The organism is Erythrobacter sp. W302b (genome assembly GCF_046452395.1).
GTDB lineage: Bacteria > Pseudomonadota > Alphaproteobacteria > Sphingomonadales > Sphingomonadaceae > Erythrobacter.
This window is the reverse complement of sequence record NZ_JBKFDH010000001.1, coordinates 2,745,407-2,760,084: the sequence shown is the minus strand read 5'-3', so window position 1 is coordinate 2,760,084 and position 14,678 is coordinate 2,745,407. Positions and strand designations below refer to the sequence as shown.

At 65.5% G+C, this 14,678-nt stretch carries 11 protein-coding genes; 7 read left to right on the top strand and 4 right to left on the bottom strand.

Annotated features, from left to right (window positions below; all coding sequences use genetic code 11):
• Positions 1-108: 108 nt before the first annotated feature.
• Both ACLBKT_RS13060 and ACLBKT_RS13055 read right to left on the bottom strand, forming a co-directional pair.
• Positions 109-2,868, bottom strand: coding sequence for a [protein-PII] uridylyltransferase (locus tag ACLBKT_RS13060; protein WP_410183345.1), 2,760 nt, complete (start codon positions 2,866-2,868; stop codon positions 109-111).
• Between the two features lie 7 nt (positions 2,869-2,875).
• Positions 2,876-4,591, bottom strand: a complete 1,716-nt coding sequence (locus tag ACLBKT_RS13055) for a class I adenylate-forming enzyme family protein (protein WP_410183344.1) — start codon at positions 4,589-4,591, stop codon at positions 2,876-2,878.
• A gap of 208 nt (positions 4,592-4,799) precedes the next feature.
• On the opposite strand from ACLBKT_RS13055, the gene lgt reads away from it, so the two are divergent.
• The 3 genes from lgt to ACLBKT_RS13040 are packed head-to-tail and all read left to right on the top strand — an operon-like array spanning position 4,800 to position 8,043.
• Entirely contained in the window at positions 4,800-5,678 is an 879-nt protein-coding gene (gene lgt, locus ACLBKT_RS13050) for a prolipoprotein diacylglyceryl transferase (protein WP_410183343.1), read from the top strand.
• The gene (locus ACLBKT_RS13045; RefSeq protein ID WP_410183342.1) at positions 5,582-7,624 is read left to right on the top strand and encodes a class I SAM-dependent methyltransferase; all 2,043 of its coding nucleotides are present in this window, start codon (positions 5,582-5,584) and stop codon (positions 7,622-7,624) included. Before lgt ends, ACLBKT_RS13045 begins: the two co-directional genes overlap by 97 nt.
• Positions 7,625-7,641: 17 nt before the next feature.
• Positions 7,642-8,043, top strand: coding sequence for a DUF2147 domain-containing protein (locus tag ACLBKT_RS13040; RefSeq protein ID WP_410183341.1), 402 nt, complete (start codon positions 7,642-7,644; stop codon positions 8,041-8,043).
• A gap of 114 nt (positions 8,044-8,157) precedes the next feature.
• Here the strand turns inward: ACLBKT_RS13040 and ACLBKT_RS13035 are convergent, their stop codons facing one another.
• Together ACLBKT_RS13035 and ACLBKT_RS13030 are read right to left on the bottom strand one after the other, a co-directional pair.
• On the bottom strand, positions 8,158-9,696 hold the full coding sequence (locus tag ACLBKT_RS13035) for an ABC transporter permease/substrate-binding protein (RefSeq protein ID WP_410183340.1): 1,539 nt from the start codon (positions 9,694-9,696) through the stop codon (positions 8,158-8,160).
• Entirely contained in the window at positions 9,696-10,466 is a 771-nt protein-coding gene (locus ACLBKT_RS13030; RefSeq protein WP_410183339.1) for an ATP-binding cassette domain-containing protein, read from the bottom strand. The genes ACLBKT_RS13035 and ACLBKT_RS13030 overlap by 1 nt, the downstream gene beginning before the upstream one ends.
• A 114-nt stretch (positions 10,467-10,580) precedes the next feature.
• Here ACLBKT_RS13030 and ACLBKT_RS13025 point away from each other — a divergent pair, with 114 nt between their 5' ends.
• The 4 genes from ACLBKT_RS13025 to ACLBKT_RS13010 are packed head-to-tail and all read left to right on the top strand — an operon-like array spanning position 10,581 to position 14,630.
• A complete protein-coding gene (locus tag ACLBKT_RS13025) occupies positions 10,581-11,747 on the top strand; it encodes an isovaleryl-CoA dehydrogenase (RefSeq protein ID WP_410183338.1) in 1,167 nt (388 codons plus the stop codon).
• 5 nt (positions 11,748-11,752) lie between these two features.
• Positions 11,753-12,421, top strand: a complete 669-nt coding sequence (locus tag ACLBKT_RS13020; protein ID WP_410183337.1) for a TrmH family RNA methyltransferase — start codon at positions 11,753-11,755, stop codon at positions 12,419-12,421.
• Positions 12,418-14,067, top strand: coding sequence for a carboxyl transferase domain-containing protein (locus ACLBKT_RS13015; protein WP_410183336.1), 1,650 nt, complete (start codon positions 12,418-12,420; stop codon positions 14,065-14,067). Before ACLBKT_RS13020 ends, ACLBKT_RS13015 begins: the two co-directional genes overlap by 4 nt.
• Positions 14,064-14,630: a hypothetical protein gene (locus ACLBKT_RS13010; RefSeq protein ID WP_410183335.1), complete on the top strand. Its 567-nt coding sequence runs from the start codon at positions 14,064-14,066 to the stop codon at positions 14,628-14,630. Before ACLBKT_RS13015 ends, ACLBKT_RS13010 begins: the two co-directional genes overlap by 4 nt.
• The last annotated feature ends 48 nt before the right edge of the window (positions 14,631-14,678 follow it).

The following is a 14,678-nucleotide window of genomic DNA, read 5'->3' as shown; positions in this document are numbered from 1 at the left end:
CTCCCTGAATTGAGGGCCGCCCCCATAGCAATACGTTTCGGGATTGCAACCTATCGTGCAAATCGCCCGTCAGAGCGCGCAAATGCCGATGTCTTCAAGCTTTTGCAGTTATGCTTTTTCGAGCTGTTGCTGGCGCTGATCGCTGGCCGCAGCGAGCAGGGCCGCCTCGATTTCGGCGAGGCGTTCGGGCGCCTTGATCTTGGCGGCGGTCAGATCGGTCACGTAGAACGTGTCCGCCGCAGCCTCGCCATAGGCCGTGATATGCGCCGAATGGACGATCAGGTTGGCCTTGTAGAGCGCATGTGCCAGCCGGTTGAGCAGCGCTGGCCGGTCGCGCGCGGTCACTTCGATCACGGTGAAGTGGTTCGACGCGTCATTGTCGAACCCGACGCGCGGGGCGACATCGAAGGCCTTGGCGCGCGAATGGGCGAGCGGGCGCGCCGCGAGCTTGGGCACCAGTTCGACCTTGGCCAGCAGGGCGTCGCGGATGCCTTTCTCGATTCGGGCCATCTGTGCCGCCTCGCGGAAGGGCTGGGCATTGTGGTCCTGCACCAGGAAGTTGTCGACGGCATAGCCGCTGCGCGCAGTGTGGATGCGCGCGTCGATGATGTTCGCGCCGGCCAGGTGGATGCCACCCGCCATGCGGTAGAACAGGCCGGGGTGGTCCGCTGCGATGACGCTGACACGGGTGGCGCCGCGGGTTTCGTCAACTTCGCACCGGATCGACAGCGGTTCGCCTGCGGCATTGGCGGCGTCATATTGGGTGAGGTTTCCGGCGATGATGTCTTCCGGCTCGGCGATCCAATAGGCATCGCCCAGCAGCGCGCCGATGCTGTCGACGAGGTGGTCGGCGTCGCCCAGCAGCCGCGCGACGGCGTCCTTCTTGGCCGTGACCCTTGCCTTGCGACCGGTGCCCTTGTGCCCCAGCCGCAGCCGTTCCTGCGCCGCGTCATAAAGCTCGCCGAGCAGCTGGCCCTTCCAGCTGTTCCACGTCCCCGGCCCCACCGCGCGGATATCGACCGCGGTGAGGATCGCGAGATTGCGCAGGCGTTCGAGGCTTTGGACCTCGCCCACGAAATCCTCGATCGTCTTGGGATCGGTAAGGTCGCGCTTCTGCGCGGTGCGGCTCATCAGCAGGTGTTGCAGCACCAGCCAGGCGACCAGATCGGTCTCCTTCTCGTCGAGCCCGAAGCGCGGGCACAAATGGTGCGCGACATCCGCGCCGAGCACAGAATGATCGCCCCCGCGCCCCTTGGCGATATCGTGCAGCAGCACCGCGACATAGAGCGCGCGGCGCGAGCCGAGCTTGGGGAACTCGCGGGTGGCGCGCGGGTGATCGGCTTCCAGCATCCCGCGCTCGATCTGGCTCAGGAGGCCGATGGCGCGGATCGTGTGCTCGTCGACCGTGTAGTGGTGATACATGTCGAACTGCATCTGGGCGTTGACCCGGCCAAAGTCGGGCACGAAGCGGCCGAACACCCCGGCCTCGTTCATCCAGCGCAGCGCGGTTTCGGGATCTTTGCGGCCTGATAGCAGATCAAGGAACAGCGCATTGGCTCGCTTGTCGCGGCGCAGCTTGCCGTCGATCAGCTTGGCATCACGCCCGACCTGCCGCATGGTTTCGGGGTGGACTTCCAGCCCCTCGGCCTCGGCCAGCTGGAACACTTCGATCAGGCGGACGGGATCGGCGCGGAACCAGTCATCCCCCGGCGCCCGCAAACGGCCGCCTTCGACGGTATAGCCCTTGAACATCCGCGGCCGCTGGGTCCAGCCCGCGAAGAACCCGGTGCGCGGGCGCTTCTTGGCGAACTCCTCATCAAGGTGCGCAAGAAACACCCCGGTCAGGCTGCCGACGCGTTTCACTTGCAGGAAATAGTACTGCATGAACCGCTCGACCGCGCTCTTGCCCGGCCGGTCGGCGAACTGCATCCGCTCCGCCACGGCGCGCTGCAAGTCGAAGGTCAGACGGTCTTCGGCGCGATCGGTGATGAGATGCATGTGGCAGCGCACCGCCAGCAGGAACCCTTCGGCGCGGCGGAAGCTGCGATATTCATTGGCCGTCAGCAGCCCGACATCGACCAGCTGTGCGCCATTGTCGACGCGGTGGATATACTTGCCGATCCAGTACAAGGTCTGGAGATCGCGCAAGGCCCCCTTGCCTTCCTTGATATTGGGTTCGACGACATAGCGGCTGTCGCCCATGCGCTTGTGCCGCGCATCGCGTTCGGCGAGCTTTTCGACAAGGAACTGGCGTTCGCTGCCCTTGGCGACCTCGTTCCAGAACCGCGCGCGCAGCTCCTCGTACAGCGCCTGTTCGCCCCACACCAACCGGCTTTCCAGCAAGGCGGTGCGGATGGTGAGATCCTCCTTCGCCATGCGCACCGTATCCGCGACCGTGCGGCTCGAATGGCCGACCTTGAGGCCCAGATCCCACAGCAGGTAGAGCATCGTTTCGATCACCTGCTCGCACCACGGCGCGCGCTTTCCGGGGGTGATGAAGGCGACATCGACGTCCGAATGGGGCGCCATCTCGGCCCGCCCGTAACCGCCCACCGCGAGGATCGCGAGGCGCTCGGCCTGGGTGGCGTTGGGGGCGGGGTAGATATGCGTGGTGACGTGATCGTGGATCACCCGCAGCAGCTGATCCATCAGGAAGCTGAAGCCGCCGGTGACATCGTGCCCGGCCGAAGGCGTTTCGGCCAGCCGCCGGGCCAGTTCCGTCCGCCCCCCATCCAGCGCATCGCGCAGCGCCTTGACGATCGCCGGGCGCGCACGTTCCCCGCCTGCCTCATGCAGGGCAGCGATTTCCTCGGCCAGCGCGCGCCGATCAATGATCGCGCGCTGGCCGGGGACTCGTCTGGGGCTCACGGGTGGCTCACGCGGCGACAGCCTCGGCGGTGAAGCGGGCCTTGACCGTGCGCTTGTCGATCTTCTGGGTACCGAGGCGCGGCAGGGCCTCGCTGGTGAACCAGATGTGCTGTTCGAGCGGCACCTTGAAGGGCGCAATCCGTTCGAGCAGGAAGGCGCGCAGCTCGGCAGGCGTGATCGCCGGGTGGCCTTCCTTCATCGCATAGACCGCCGCCGGCACTTCGCCGAAGCGCTCGTCCGGCAGGCCGAACACCGAACATTCGCCGACATCGTCATGGGCGTAGATCGCGTCTTCCACCTCGATGCAGGAGATGTTCTCACCACCGCGGATGATGATGTCCTTCTTGCGGTCAACGATGAAGAGATAGGCGTCTTCGTCGAGATAGCCGAGATCGCCGGTGCGGAAATAGCCAGTGTCGGTGAAGGCGGCCTTGGTCGCCTCCTCGTTCTTCCAGTAGCCGCGGAAATTGGCGACAGAGCGAATGCAGACCTCGCCCACCTGACCCTGCGGCAGTTCGTTGCCGAGGTCGTCGAGGATCGCCAGATCGACCAGCGGCTTGCTGGCGCGCCCGGTCGAACCGGGCTTGGCGAGGTAGTTCTCGTTGAAATTGCCGCAGCCGACCGCGTTGGTTTCGGTAAGGCCATAGCCCAGCAGCGGGAAGCCACCGGGGAAGGCCTCCTTGATCCGGGTGACATGCTCCACCGGACGCGGTGCGCCGCCCGCGGCGAAGCTCTTGCAGGCCGACAGGTCGTAATTGGCGCGGTCAGGGTGGTTGGCGATCTCGTAGCTCATCAGCGGGACGCCGACGAAATAGCTGACCTTTTCCTCCGCCATCAGCCGGATCGCGAGGCCCGCGTCCCACTTGGGCATCAGCACCAGCTTGCGCGCGATCGCGAAGCTCTGGAGGAACAGCGGCACTTCGCCCGTCACATGGAACAGCGGCACCGCGACCAGTGCGCAGGGCTGATCGGTGATGACCTCGCCCTGGCTCTCGATATGCACCTTGGCCATCGCCGACTGCGCGACGTAGTTCATCACGCCGTTCACGACGCCGCGGTGATCGGACCAGGCACCCTTGGACTTGCCGGTCGAACCCGAGGTGTAGAGGATTGTGGCGATGTCGTCCGGGCCAAGCTCACCCAGCATGGCCATCGCCGCGCTCGTGCCTTCCGGCAGCGCCCAGGTGTTGGCGAGGCCTTCTGACGGGGCATTGCCGTGCGTGAACAGCACGATCTTCGCCGGATGGGCATGGCCCTCGAGCCGCGCGGCGCGGCCGTCGTCGGCCAGCAGCACCTTGCATTCGGCCAGATCGAGCCCGTAGGCCAGCTCCTCGCCCGAGGAGAACCCGTTGAGCAGCGTCGCGCAGCCGCCCGCCATCAGGATGCCCATATAGGCAATCATCCAGTTGGCCGAATTGCGCGCGGCCAGCCCGATCCGGTCGCCCTTGGCGATGGCGTGGTGTTTCACCAGCCCTTCGGCCACGCAGGTCGCGGCGGCATAGGCCTCGCCAAAGGTCAGGCGGATGTCGCCATCGACCAGAAACGGCAGATCCTTGTTCTGGTTGGCGAAGTGGGCGAAGTAATGCGCGAGGCTCGGCGGGGCGCCGGCGAAGGCGGGCATCGTCACGCCGTCACGGGTGAAGGGCACGGTGGCGAACGGCTGGCCTTCAGCGGTGAGGGCGGTGATGATCGCTTCGAGCGCATTGTCCAGCTGGGTGGGCATGCGGTGGTGTTCCTCTCTCATTGTTGTTGCGGCCGTTCAGCCGGGGTGCGACCCACGTCCGAATTGCCTGTCCCATTCCGCCCGGCGATCCCGCGCCCCTTCCCCTGCCCCGGATGCTGTGCCAGAAGCGCCAGCGCGACCGGAGCCCAAACGTGTTCGCTTCGGGCCCGCCGATACGGCATCTCATTGTCAATAAGAGGTTCGCTCCGTGCTGTCACTACTTGCCGCAAGCATCCCTGCCGATCCGATCCATTGGACCGATCTCGGCCTCAAACCGGGGATCGAACTCGGGTTCTTTACCCTGCGGTTTTATTCGCTTGCGTACCTGATCGGGGTGATCTTCGCCTATTGGCACACCTCCAAAATGCTGAAGCAGCCCGGCGCGCCGATGGCGCAGCGCCATGCCGACGATCTGTTTTTTTACTGCACGCTCGGGGTGATTCTCGGCGGGCGGCTGGGTTACGCGATGTTCTATGACCAGAGCCTGTGGACCGACTTTTCCGGCGATGGCTTCGTGACGTGGAAGCTGTTGCGGCTGTGGGACGGCGGGATGAGCTTCCACGGCGGCCTTGCCGGGGTGACGTTGGCGATGGCTTACGTGGCGTGGCGCGATAAGCTCAATTTCATCCGCGTGGTCGATTACGTCAGCGTCGGGGTGCCGATGGGGATGCTGCTCGGCCGCCTCGCCAACTTCGTCAACGGCGAGCTCTGGGGCCGGGTCAGCGATGTCCCCTGGGCGATGGTCTTCCCCCGCGCCGGTGATTTGCCGCGGCATCCCAGCCAGCTCTATCAGGCAGGGTTGGAAGGGCTGGCGATGCTGGTCATCATGTTGGTGCTGTTCTGGTTTACCCGTGCGCGCTATCGGCCTGGCCTGCTGGCGGGGGTCTTCACCACCGGGATGGGGGTGTCGCGCTTTGTGAACGAATTTTTCCGCGAGCCAGATCAACAACTGGCTGACTTTGCAGCCCGAACCGGGCTATCGATGGGACAATGGCTGACTATACCGCTCATCCTGACTGGGTTGATTGTCGTGTTCTACGCGCTGCGGAAGAAGCCGCTGGCGGCGGGGATCAACGCGCCGGCCTGAGCGACGGGGCGGCTGTCTGGCGGAGCGCGCTCAGGCTGATCGATCCGAAGCCCGCACCCCAACCTGTGGCGCGCCCCGCGCCCGATCCGGCCGCGCGCGCTGCGGCTGAGGCACAGGCGCGCGAATTGGCCAAGGCCGAAGCCCGCGCCCGGAGCGAAGCTGCTGCCCGCGCCAAGGCCGAAGACCTCGCCCGCGCCAAGGCTGAAGCCGAAGAGCGCGCCCGCGCATTGAAGGAAGCCCGCGCGCGCGAAAAGGCGGAGGCTGAAGCGCGCGCCGCTGCCGAACGCGAGGCTCGCGAAAAAGCCGTCGCCGAAGCGCGCGCCCGCAAGCAGGCCGAAGCCGAAGCCCGCGCGCGGGCCGAGGCCGAAGCGCGGGCCAAGGCTGCCGAGGAAGCGCGGCTGCGCAAGGAAGCCAAGGCCCGCGAAATCGCCGAGGCCAAGGCGCGCGCCGAAGCCGAGGAACAGGCCCGCCGCGAGGCGGAGGCCGCGGCCGCCGCCGCAAAGGCCGCCGCCGAGGAAGCCGCGCGCCGCGAAGCCGAAGAGCGCGCGCGCGCAGAAGCCGAAGCGCGGGCCAAGGCCGAAGAAGAAGCCCGTCTGAAGAAGGAAGCAGAAGCCCGCGCCAAGGCAGAGGCCAAGGCCCGGGCCAAGGCGGAAGCGGAAGCCCGTGCCAAGGCTGAAGCCAAGGCCAAGGCCGAGGCTGAGGAAGCCGCTCGCCTCGCCGCGGAACAGGCCGCGCGGCTCGCCGCCGAGGAACAGGCCCGCCGCGAGGCCGAAGCCGCCGCCGCCGCTGAAGTGGCGCGCCTCGCCGCAGAAGCCGCCGCAGCCGAGGCTGCCGCCCGCGCCGAAGCCGAGGCCAAGGCGGCCGAGCAAGCCCGGCTCGAAGCCGAAGTCCTCGCCCGCGCGAATGTCGATGTCCCCGCCACGCTCAAACGCCTGATCCGCGAGACCGGCCCAATCAGCCTCGCGCAGTACATGGGCGAGTGCAACGCGCGCTATTACGCCAGCCGCGATCCCTTGGGCGAGCAGGGCGATTTCATCACCGCGCCCGAAGTCAGCCAGATGTTCGGCGAGCTGATCGGGCTGTGGCTGGCGGACCTGTGGGTCCGCATGGGCAGCCGCAAGCGCATCCACTATGTCGAGCTTGGCCCCGGCCGCGGGACGCTGGCGAAGGACGCGCTGACGGCGGCACGGCGTTATGATTTTGCGCCGGAGATCCACTTTGTCGAAACCTCGGCAAGCCTGCGGAAACTCCAGCGCGAGGCCTTCCCCGATTGCCACCATCACCACGACATTTCGACCCTGCCCGACGATGCCCCGCTGCTGATCGTCGCCAATGAATTCTTCGACGCGCTGCCGGTGCATCAACTGATGCGGTCCGCCGACGGCTGGTTTGACCGGCTGGTCGGGCTGGATGGCGAGGATTTTGTCTTCGTGGCGGGCAAGGAGCGGATGGATCATCTGGTGCCCCCCAGCTGGGTCACGGCGGCGCAAGGCGCGATGATCGAGACCAGCCCCGCCGCAGTCGCATTGATGGCGGAGATCGCGCGCCGCTTGAAGGAACAGGGCGGCGCGGCTCTGGTGATCGATTACGGCCACATGGAACTGCGCTCAGGCTCGACGATGCAGGCGCTGAAGTCACACAAAAAGGTCGATATTTTCGCGCATCCCGGCGATTCCGATCTTACCGCGCATGTCGATTTCGAACTGCTCCAGCAGGTCGCCGCCGATAACGGCGCGGATGTGATGGGACTGCAATATCAGGGCGAGTGGCTGCGCCAGATGGGGATCGACACGCGGATGGAAGCGCTCCAGCGCCGCAACCCCTACGAGAAAGACAAGATCAAGCGGCAGCGCGACCGGCTGGTCGAGGATTCGCAGATGGGCACCTTGTTCAAGGTGCTCGGGATGTGTGGGCGGCGCTGGCCGTTTGGCGTGGGGTTCGATTGATGATGCGACTTCGGCAAATGATACTCGTGGCCGGCCTGGCGCTGGCGGTGCCTGCCAGCGCGGCCGAGCCGGTTGCGGGGCGCTGGCTCACGGCCGAGAAAGACGCGGTGATCCTGATCGCCCCCTGCGGCAAGACGATGTGCGGCACGATCGAGAAATTCCTCGTCCCCCCGCCGCAGGGCAATGATCAGCGCGACGTCAACAATCCCGACCCCGGCAAGCGCAAACGCCGCCTGCTGGGCATCGCGATCCTCTCGGCCTTCACCGCGGATGGCGATGTCTGGCGCGGGCAGATCTACGACCCCAAGAGCGGCAAAAGCTACCGCTCGGTGATCCGCCGCAAGGGGGCAGGCGTGCTGGAGGTGAAGGGCTGCATCGGGCCGTTCTGCCAAACGCAGGTGTGGAAGAAGGCGTCCTGATTTTTGGCACGCCAACCGGCGTGCCGCATCCTCGCTCACGCCGCCTGACGGCGACATCGCTGCGTGCGGCCGGTCGGCCTTGCGGTCGCTTTGCGACCGTCGCAGCGCAACCTCCTAACGCCCAAGCTTCGCGCCCAATTCCGCCGCCGCTGCCTTTGGGGTCAGCTTCTTGGCATCCTCACGATCGACCGCAAGGTTCGCCTCGCGCATCGCTTCGACGCTGATCGCGCCCAGCAGGGGTTCGAGCGCGGCGATCACGCCCTTGTTTTCGGCGATGCGGGGGGAGAGCATCAGCAGCGCATCATAGCTCGGCAGCGCGCCCTTGGGGTCGGCGAGCACCACCAGCCTGTCCGCCGCGATGCGCCCATCCGAGGTGTAGGCGCTGATCACATCGGCCTCGCCCGAGGCGAGCGCGTTGTACATGAAGGTCGGCGCGAAATTGCGCGATTGGCCGAAGCGCAACCCATAGGCATCGCGTACCGCGAGCCATTCGGGCCGTTCGAAGAATTCGGGGTCCCCGCCGACGGTGAGCTGCGGCGCCTTGCCCACCAGATCGGTGAGCGAGGTAACGCCCAGTTCCTTGGCCCGGTCGCCGCGCATCGCGAAGGCATAGGCGTTTTCGAACCCGAGGCGGCCCAGCACCTTCACCCCGTTCTGTCGCCACTCCCAGTCTCGGATCGTCTCATACATCGCTTCGCGGCCGGGATTGTCGGCGCGTTTGAGATAATTCGTCCAGATCGTTCCGGTGTAATCGACCGAGATGTCGATGCTGGAGGCAGCGACCGCGGAATGCACCACCGCGCTGCCCAGCCCGTCGCGATATTCGACCGCGTAACCCGCTGCCTCCAGCCGCGCGCCAATCAATTGGGCGAGAATATATTGCTCGGAGAATTGCTTCGAGGCGATGACGATGCGGCGCTCGTCGCTCCCCGTACTCTGCGCCCACAGCGCGGCAAGGATGCCGAGCGCGACCACCGCCATCCCGCCGAAGGTCATCGAGCGTGATCGCTTCGCCAGCCCGACCTCGATCACCCAAAGCAGGTTGTCCGCCGCCAGCGCCAGCCCCGCGCTCGCCAGGCACCCGGCGAGCACCAGCGCCCAGTTCTGGGTCTGGAGACCCGCAAAGATCGGATCGCCAAGGCTCGGCTGGCCGATGGTCGTCGCCAGCGTCGCAGCGCCGATGGTCCAGACGCTCGCGGTGCGGATGCCGGCCATGATGAAGGGGGCCGACAGGGGGGCTTCGACCAGATAGAGCTTCTGCCACTTGGTCATGCCGACGCCGTCGGCGGCCTCGAGCACGCCCTCGTCGAGGTTGGCCTGCGCGGTCACGGCGTTCCTGAGGATCGGGAGCAGCGCATAGAGCGTCAGCGCCATCAGGGCTGGCAGGAAGCCGAGGGTCGGCAACCCCTCACCGAACACGGCGCGCAAGGACAGCAGCAGCGGGAAGAACAGCGCCAGCAAGGCGAGCGCAGGGATGGTCTGGACGAGGCTGGCGAGGCTCAGGGCAAGGCGCGAGACGATGGCGGAACGGCTCGCCCATACCGCCATCGGCAGCGCGATCAGCATCGCGAGACCGATCGCGCTGGCCGACAGCACGACATGCGCAGCGAGTTTGTCACCCAGGCCGGGGAGGATATCCCAGATGTCCTGCATCAGCCTTGCGCTTCCATCGCGGCGAGCCGCTCCGCCTGATGGCGCGGGACGGCGACAAGGCGCTGCGCCACTGCCCCGCCCGCACCGGAGAGCAAGGCGCGCGGCGTCTCGTCGGCGACCAGCTGGCCTTTGTCCATCACCAGCACCCGATCAGCCAGCAACAGCGCTTCGGCCATGTCATGCGTCACCATCACCGTGGTGAGGCCGAGCGCATCGTGCAATTCGCGCACCTTGCGGCCCAGCGCGTCGCGGGTGACGGGATCGAGCGCGCCGAAGGGTTCGTCCATCAGCAGCAGCTCCGGCCCGCCCGCCAGCGCCCGGGCCACGCCGACCCGCTGGCGCTGTCCGCCGGAGAGTTCGTCGGGCATCCGGGTGGCGTAGGCCGGGTCAAGCTCCACCAGCGCGAGCAGCTCGGCGATCCGCTGCGGGGCGAGTTTCTCCCCGGCGAGGCGCGGGCCGATGGCGATATTCTCGGCCACCGAGAAGTGCGGGAACAGGCCGATGCTCTGGAACACATAGCCGACCCGGCGGCGCAGATGCGCAGGCTTGAGACCCGCCACGTCGTCCCCGCCGAACAACACCCGCCCCTCGCTGGGCGCGACGAGTGTGTTGACCGTTTTCAGCAGCGTCGACTTGCCCGAGCCTGACGCCCCGACGAGCGCGACGAAGGTGCCGCTCGCAATTTCGCACGTGACGCCGCCGACTGCGGTGACCTCGCCGAAGCGGCAGGTGACGCCGTCGAAGCGGAGCAGGGGCGGCGCGGTTTCCATTCCTGCACGGGATTAGCGATTGTCGCAGCCCTGCGCCAGCGCCAGCGATTGGCCTTTCGCCGATCGCTTGCTATGCGGCATCACAGAACAATCATTACACCCGCAGGACATAAAATGCGCGCGACCCCCGATTTCGACTTCCACCTTGGCGAGGCCGCCGCAATGATCCGTGACACCACGGCGCGCTTTGCCGACGAGCAGATCATGCCGCTCGCGGAACGCACCGACCGCGAGGACCGCTTTCCGCGCGAATTGTGGGAGCCGATGGGCGCGCTGGGCCTGCACGGCATCACGGTGGAGGAAGAATGGGGCGGGCTGGGACTCGGCTATCTCGAACATGTCATTGCGGTCGAGGAAGTCAGCCGCGCCTCTGCCAGCATCGGCCTCAGCTACGGGGCGCACTCCAACCTGTGTCTGAACCAGATCCGCCGCTGGGGGAATGACGAGCAGAAGGCCAAGTATCTGCCCAAGCTTATCAGCGGCGAACACGTCGGCAGCCTCGCCATGTCCGAAGCGGGCGCGGGCAGCGACGTGGTCTCGATGAAGCTGAAGGCCGATGAAGTGCAGGGCGGTTACGTCCTCAACGGCACCAAGTTCTGGATCACCAACGCGCCCGAGGCCGATACGCTGGTGGTCTATGCCAAGACCGACGGCCACGCCGGGTCGCGCGGCATCACCGCCTTCCTGATCGAGAAGGGCGACGAGGGTTTCGCCATCGGCCAGAAGATTTCCAAGGTCGGCATGAAGGGCTCGCCCACCGCCGAGCTGGTGTTCACCGATTGCTTCATCCCCGAAGACCGCATCATGGGCCCCGTCAACGGCGGGGTCGGCGTGCTGATGAGCGGGCTCGATTACGAGCGCGTGGTGCTCGCGGGGCTGCAATTGGGCATCATGCAGGCGTGCCTCGACACGGTGATCCCCTACCTGCGAGAGCGCAAGCAGTTCGGAAAGCCCATCGGCTCGTTCCAGCTGATGCAGGCCAAGGTCGCCGATATGTATGTCGCCCTGCAATCCGCACGCGCCTACACCTATGCGGTGGCGAAGGCGTGTGACGCAGGCCAGACGACGCGCTTCGATGCGGCAGGCGTGATCCTGCTCGCCTCCGAGAACGCCTTCAAGGTCGCCGCAGAGAGCGTGCAGGCGCTGGGCGGCGCGGGCTACACCACCGACTGGCCGGTGGAACGCTACATGCGCGATGCCAAGCTGCTCGACATCGGCGCGGGCACGAACGAGATCCGCCGGATGCTGATCGGGCGCGAGTTGATCGGGGCGGCGGGGTGAGCGACATGCCAATTATTGAAGGCGAGGAACCCAAGAAGTCGAAGCCCTCGGTTCGTGGTCGGGCCGACGCAATAAAGCCGTTCGTCTGCAAGAACCTGATCGCGGTGATCGAAGACCCCGCCGACATCAAGAACATCGGCACAGTGATCCGCAACGTGAACGCGCTCGGTGCCGAAAAGATCTATATCGTCGATCCGCGCAAGTCGCTTCCTGACGATTGGCAGGATATGCGTGAGAAGCCTTCGCTGTCCAAAACGTCGGTCTCCGCGGTGAAATGGAGTTTCGTCAAACGTTTCGACAGCACCGATGACTGCTTCGACCACCTCGAAAAGAACAACTTCCGTTCCATGGTCACCTCGCCGCATGTGAAGGGACAATTGAACATCATTCTCCACGAGGGCGATTATACCGAGCACGCCAAGCTGGCGGTCTGGTTCGGCAACGAGAAGCGCGGGATCAGCGACCGCGCGGTCGAGCGCAGTGACGCCTGTGTCTCGATCCCGATGTTCGGAATGATCGAGAGCCTCAATCTCGGCACTTCCTCGGGCATTGTGCTCTATGAAGTGTGCAAGCAGCGCCGCGAATATCAGAGCAAGTATCGCAAGCGTGACAAGCGGGGCAAACGGGCCACGCCGTTGCCGACTGTGATGCCGCTGGAGGACAGCCAGAAATGACCGCCCCCACCCTTTCGACCAAGCTCGACCGCGAGAGCCCCGAGGCCAAGGCCCGCTTTGCGCATAACCATGCCCTCGCGCAGGAACTCCGCGCCCGCGTGGCCGAGGCCGCGCTTGGCGGGCCGGAGAAGCATCGCGAGCGCCACGTCAGCCGTGGCAAGCTGCTCCCCCGTGAGCGGGTGGAGCGTCTGCTCGATCCGGGTTCGCCCTTCCTTGAGGTCGGCCAGCTTGCGGCGAACGGGATGTACGAGGGCGACGTCAACGGCGCCTCGATCATCACCGGCGTGGGGCGCGTCTCGGGGCGGCAGTGCATGATCGTGTGCAACGACGCCACCGTGAAGGGCGGCACCTACTACCCGATGACGGTCAAGAAGCACCTGCGGGCGCAGGAGATCGCGCAGGAGAACCGCCTGCCGTGCATCTATCTGGTCGACAGCGGCGGCGCGAACCTGCCGCATCAGGCGGAAGTGTTCCCGGACCGCGACCACTTCGGGCGGATCTTCTTCAATCAGGCCAACATGAGTGCGCTGGGCATCCCGCAAATCGCCTGCGTGATGGGCAGCTGCACCGCGGGCGGCGCCTACGTCCCCGCCATGTCCGACGAGACCGTGATCGTCCGCAACCAGGGCACCATCTTCCTCGCCGGACCGCCCTTGGTGAAGGCGGCGACCGGCGAGGAGATCACGGCGGAAGACCTCGGCGGCGGCGATCTCCACGCCAAGAAATCGGGCGTGGTCGATCACTTGGCCGAGAATGACGAGCACGCGCTCACCATCGTGCGCGATATCGTCAGCCACCTCAATTCGCCGTTCGGTTCGAGCGCAGTCGAGAACCGTGGGCTCGGCAGTGTCTCGACGACGCTCGACACGAACGGGTTGCGCGACCCCCGCCCGCCGAAATACGATGCCGACGACCTCTACGCCCTCATCCCCGAGGATGTGCGCGCGCCCTATGACGTCAAGGAGGTGATCGCGCGGCTGGTCGACGGCTCCGAGTTCCACGAATTCAAGCAGCACTATGGCAGCACCCTCGTCTGCGGCTTCGCGCACATCTGGGGGATGCCGGTCGCGATCCTCGCCAACAACGGCGTGCTGTTTTCCGAAAGCGCGCAGAAGGGGGCGCATTTCATCGAGCTCGCCTGCCAGCGCCGCATCCCGCTGCTGTTCCTCCAGAACATCTCGGGCTTCATGGTCGGCGGGAAATACGAGGCGGAGGGTATCGCCAAGCACGGCGCGAAGCTCGTCACCGCGGTCGCCACCGCGACCGTGCCCAAGGTCACCGTGCTGATCGGCGGCAGCTTTGGCGCGGGCAATTACGGCATGTGCGGGCGGGCCTATTCCCCGCGCTTCCTGTTCACCTGGCCCAATGCGCGCATTTCGGTGATGGGCGGGGAACAGGCGGCCTCGGTGCTCGCCACCGTCCACCGCGATGCCGACAGCTGGACACCCGAGCAGGCCGAGGCGTTCAAGGCTCCGATCCGCCAGAAATACGAGGACGAAGGCAATCCCTACTACGCCACCGCGCGCCTGTGGGACGACGGCGTGATCGACCCGGTGCAGACGCGGGATGTGCTGGGGCTGGCGTTTGCTGCGTGCCTTGAGGCCCCCATTGCCGAGCGGCCGGCGTTTGGGGTGTTCCGGATGTGATTGTTTACGATTTCGATCCGAACGGCATCCCGGATGATTATCTCCGTGCGATTGGTCGCGTTATGCTATGTGCAGCACAGGCTGAAGACAGTGTGCGAACCGCAATCGGTGTTTTTCTGAAGATCGACAATATCGAGACTTTGGCACTCACAAACCAACTGTCCGGCCCGCTAAAAGACAAAATCCTACGAGCTGCCGCTGAGCTAAACGCTGCCTCAGCGAGCATGGTCGACACGCTCGATGATATCTTAGACGACATCAATGAGGCGATGGTGAGCCGAAACGCATATGCTCATCGGTCACTATGCCGACACCCTGACACTGGGGAAGTGTTGATTTGGAAAGAAAAAGTGAGCGGAAGCATTGAGTTAGAGCTTCAAGCGATAACCTTGGCGGAGATCAACGCTGTCGGAGATAAGCTTTTAGAAGCGTCTCACCGCCTGACCATTTTTCTTCAGCTCTGTGGCGGCCCTAAGAACAGAGAAATTGCGCTTCGTGATCCATTGAAACGCACAAAGGCAGCACGCAATGAGAGGCGTTCTGCACACGGCGATCACTATTAGGAGTAATTGAAACCCTCCCCCGCCCCCTTGCGTATCTAACCCAAGTTA

Coding starts and splice junctions, on each gene's coding strand:
- ACLBKT_RS13055 (WP_410183344.1), bottom strand. CDS start 4,591: ATGCCCACCCAGCTGGACAATGCGCTCGAAGCGATCATCACCGCCCTC.
- ACLBKT_RS13045 (WP_410183342.1), top strand. CDS start 5,582: ATGGCTGACTATACCGCTCATCCTGACTGGGTTGATTGTCGTGTTCTA.
- ACLBKT_RS13040 (WP_410183341.1), top strand. CDS start 7,642: ATGATACTCGTGGCCGGCCTGGCGCTGGCGGTGCCTGCCAGCGCGGCC.
- ACLBKT_RS13035 (WP_410183340.1), bottom strand. CDS start 9,696: ATGCAGGACATCTGGGATATCCTCCCCGGCCTGGGTGACAAACTCGCT.
- ACLBKT_RS13030 (WP_410183339.1), bottom strand. CDS start 10,466: ATGGAAACCGCGCCGCCCCTGCTCCGCTTCGACGGCGTCACCTGCCGC.
- ACLBKT_RS13025 (WP_410183338.1), top strand. CDS start 10,581: ATGCGCGCGACCCCCGATTTCGACTTCCACCTTGGCGAGGCCGCCGCA.
- ACLBKT_RS13020 (WP_410183337.1), top strand. CDS start 11,753: ATGCCAATTATTGAAGGCGAGGAACCCAAGAAGTCGAAGCCCTCGGTT.
- ACLBKT_RS13015 (WP_410183336.1), top strand. CDS start 12,418: ATGACCGCCCCCACCCTTTCGACCAAGCTCGACCGCGAGAGCCCCGAG.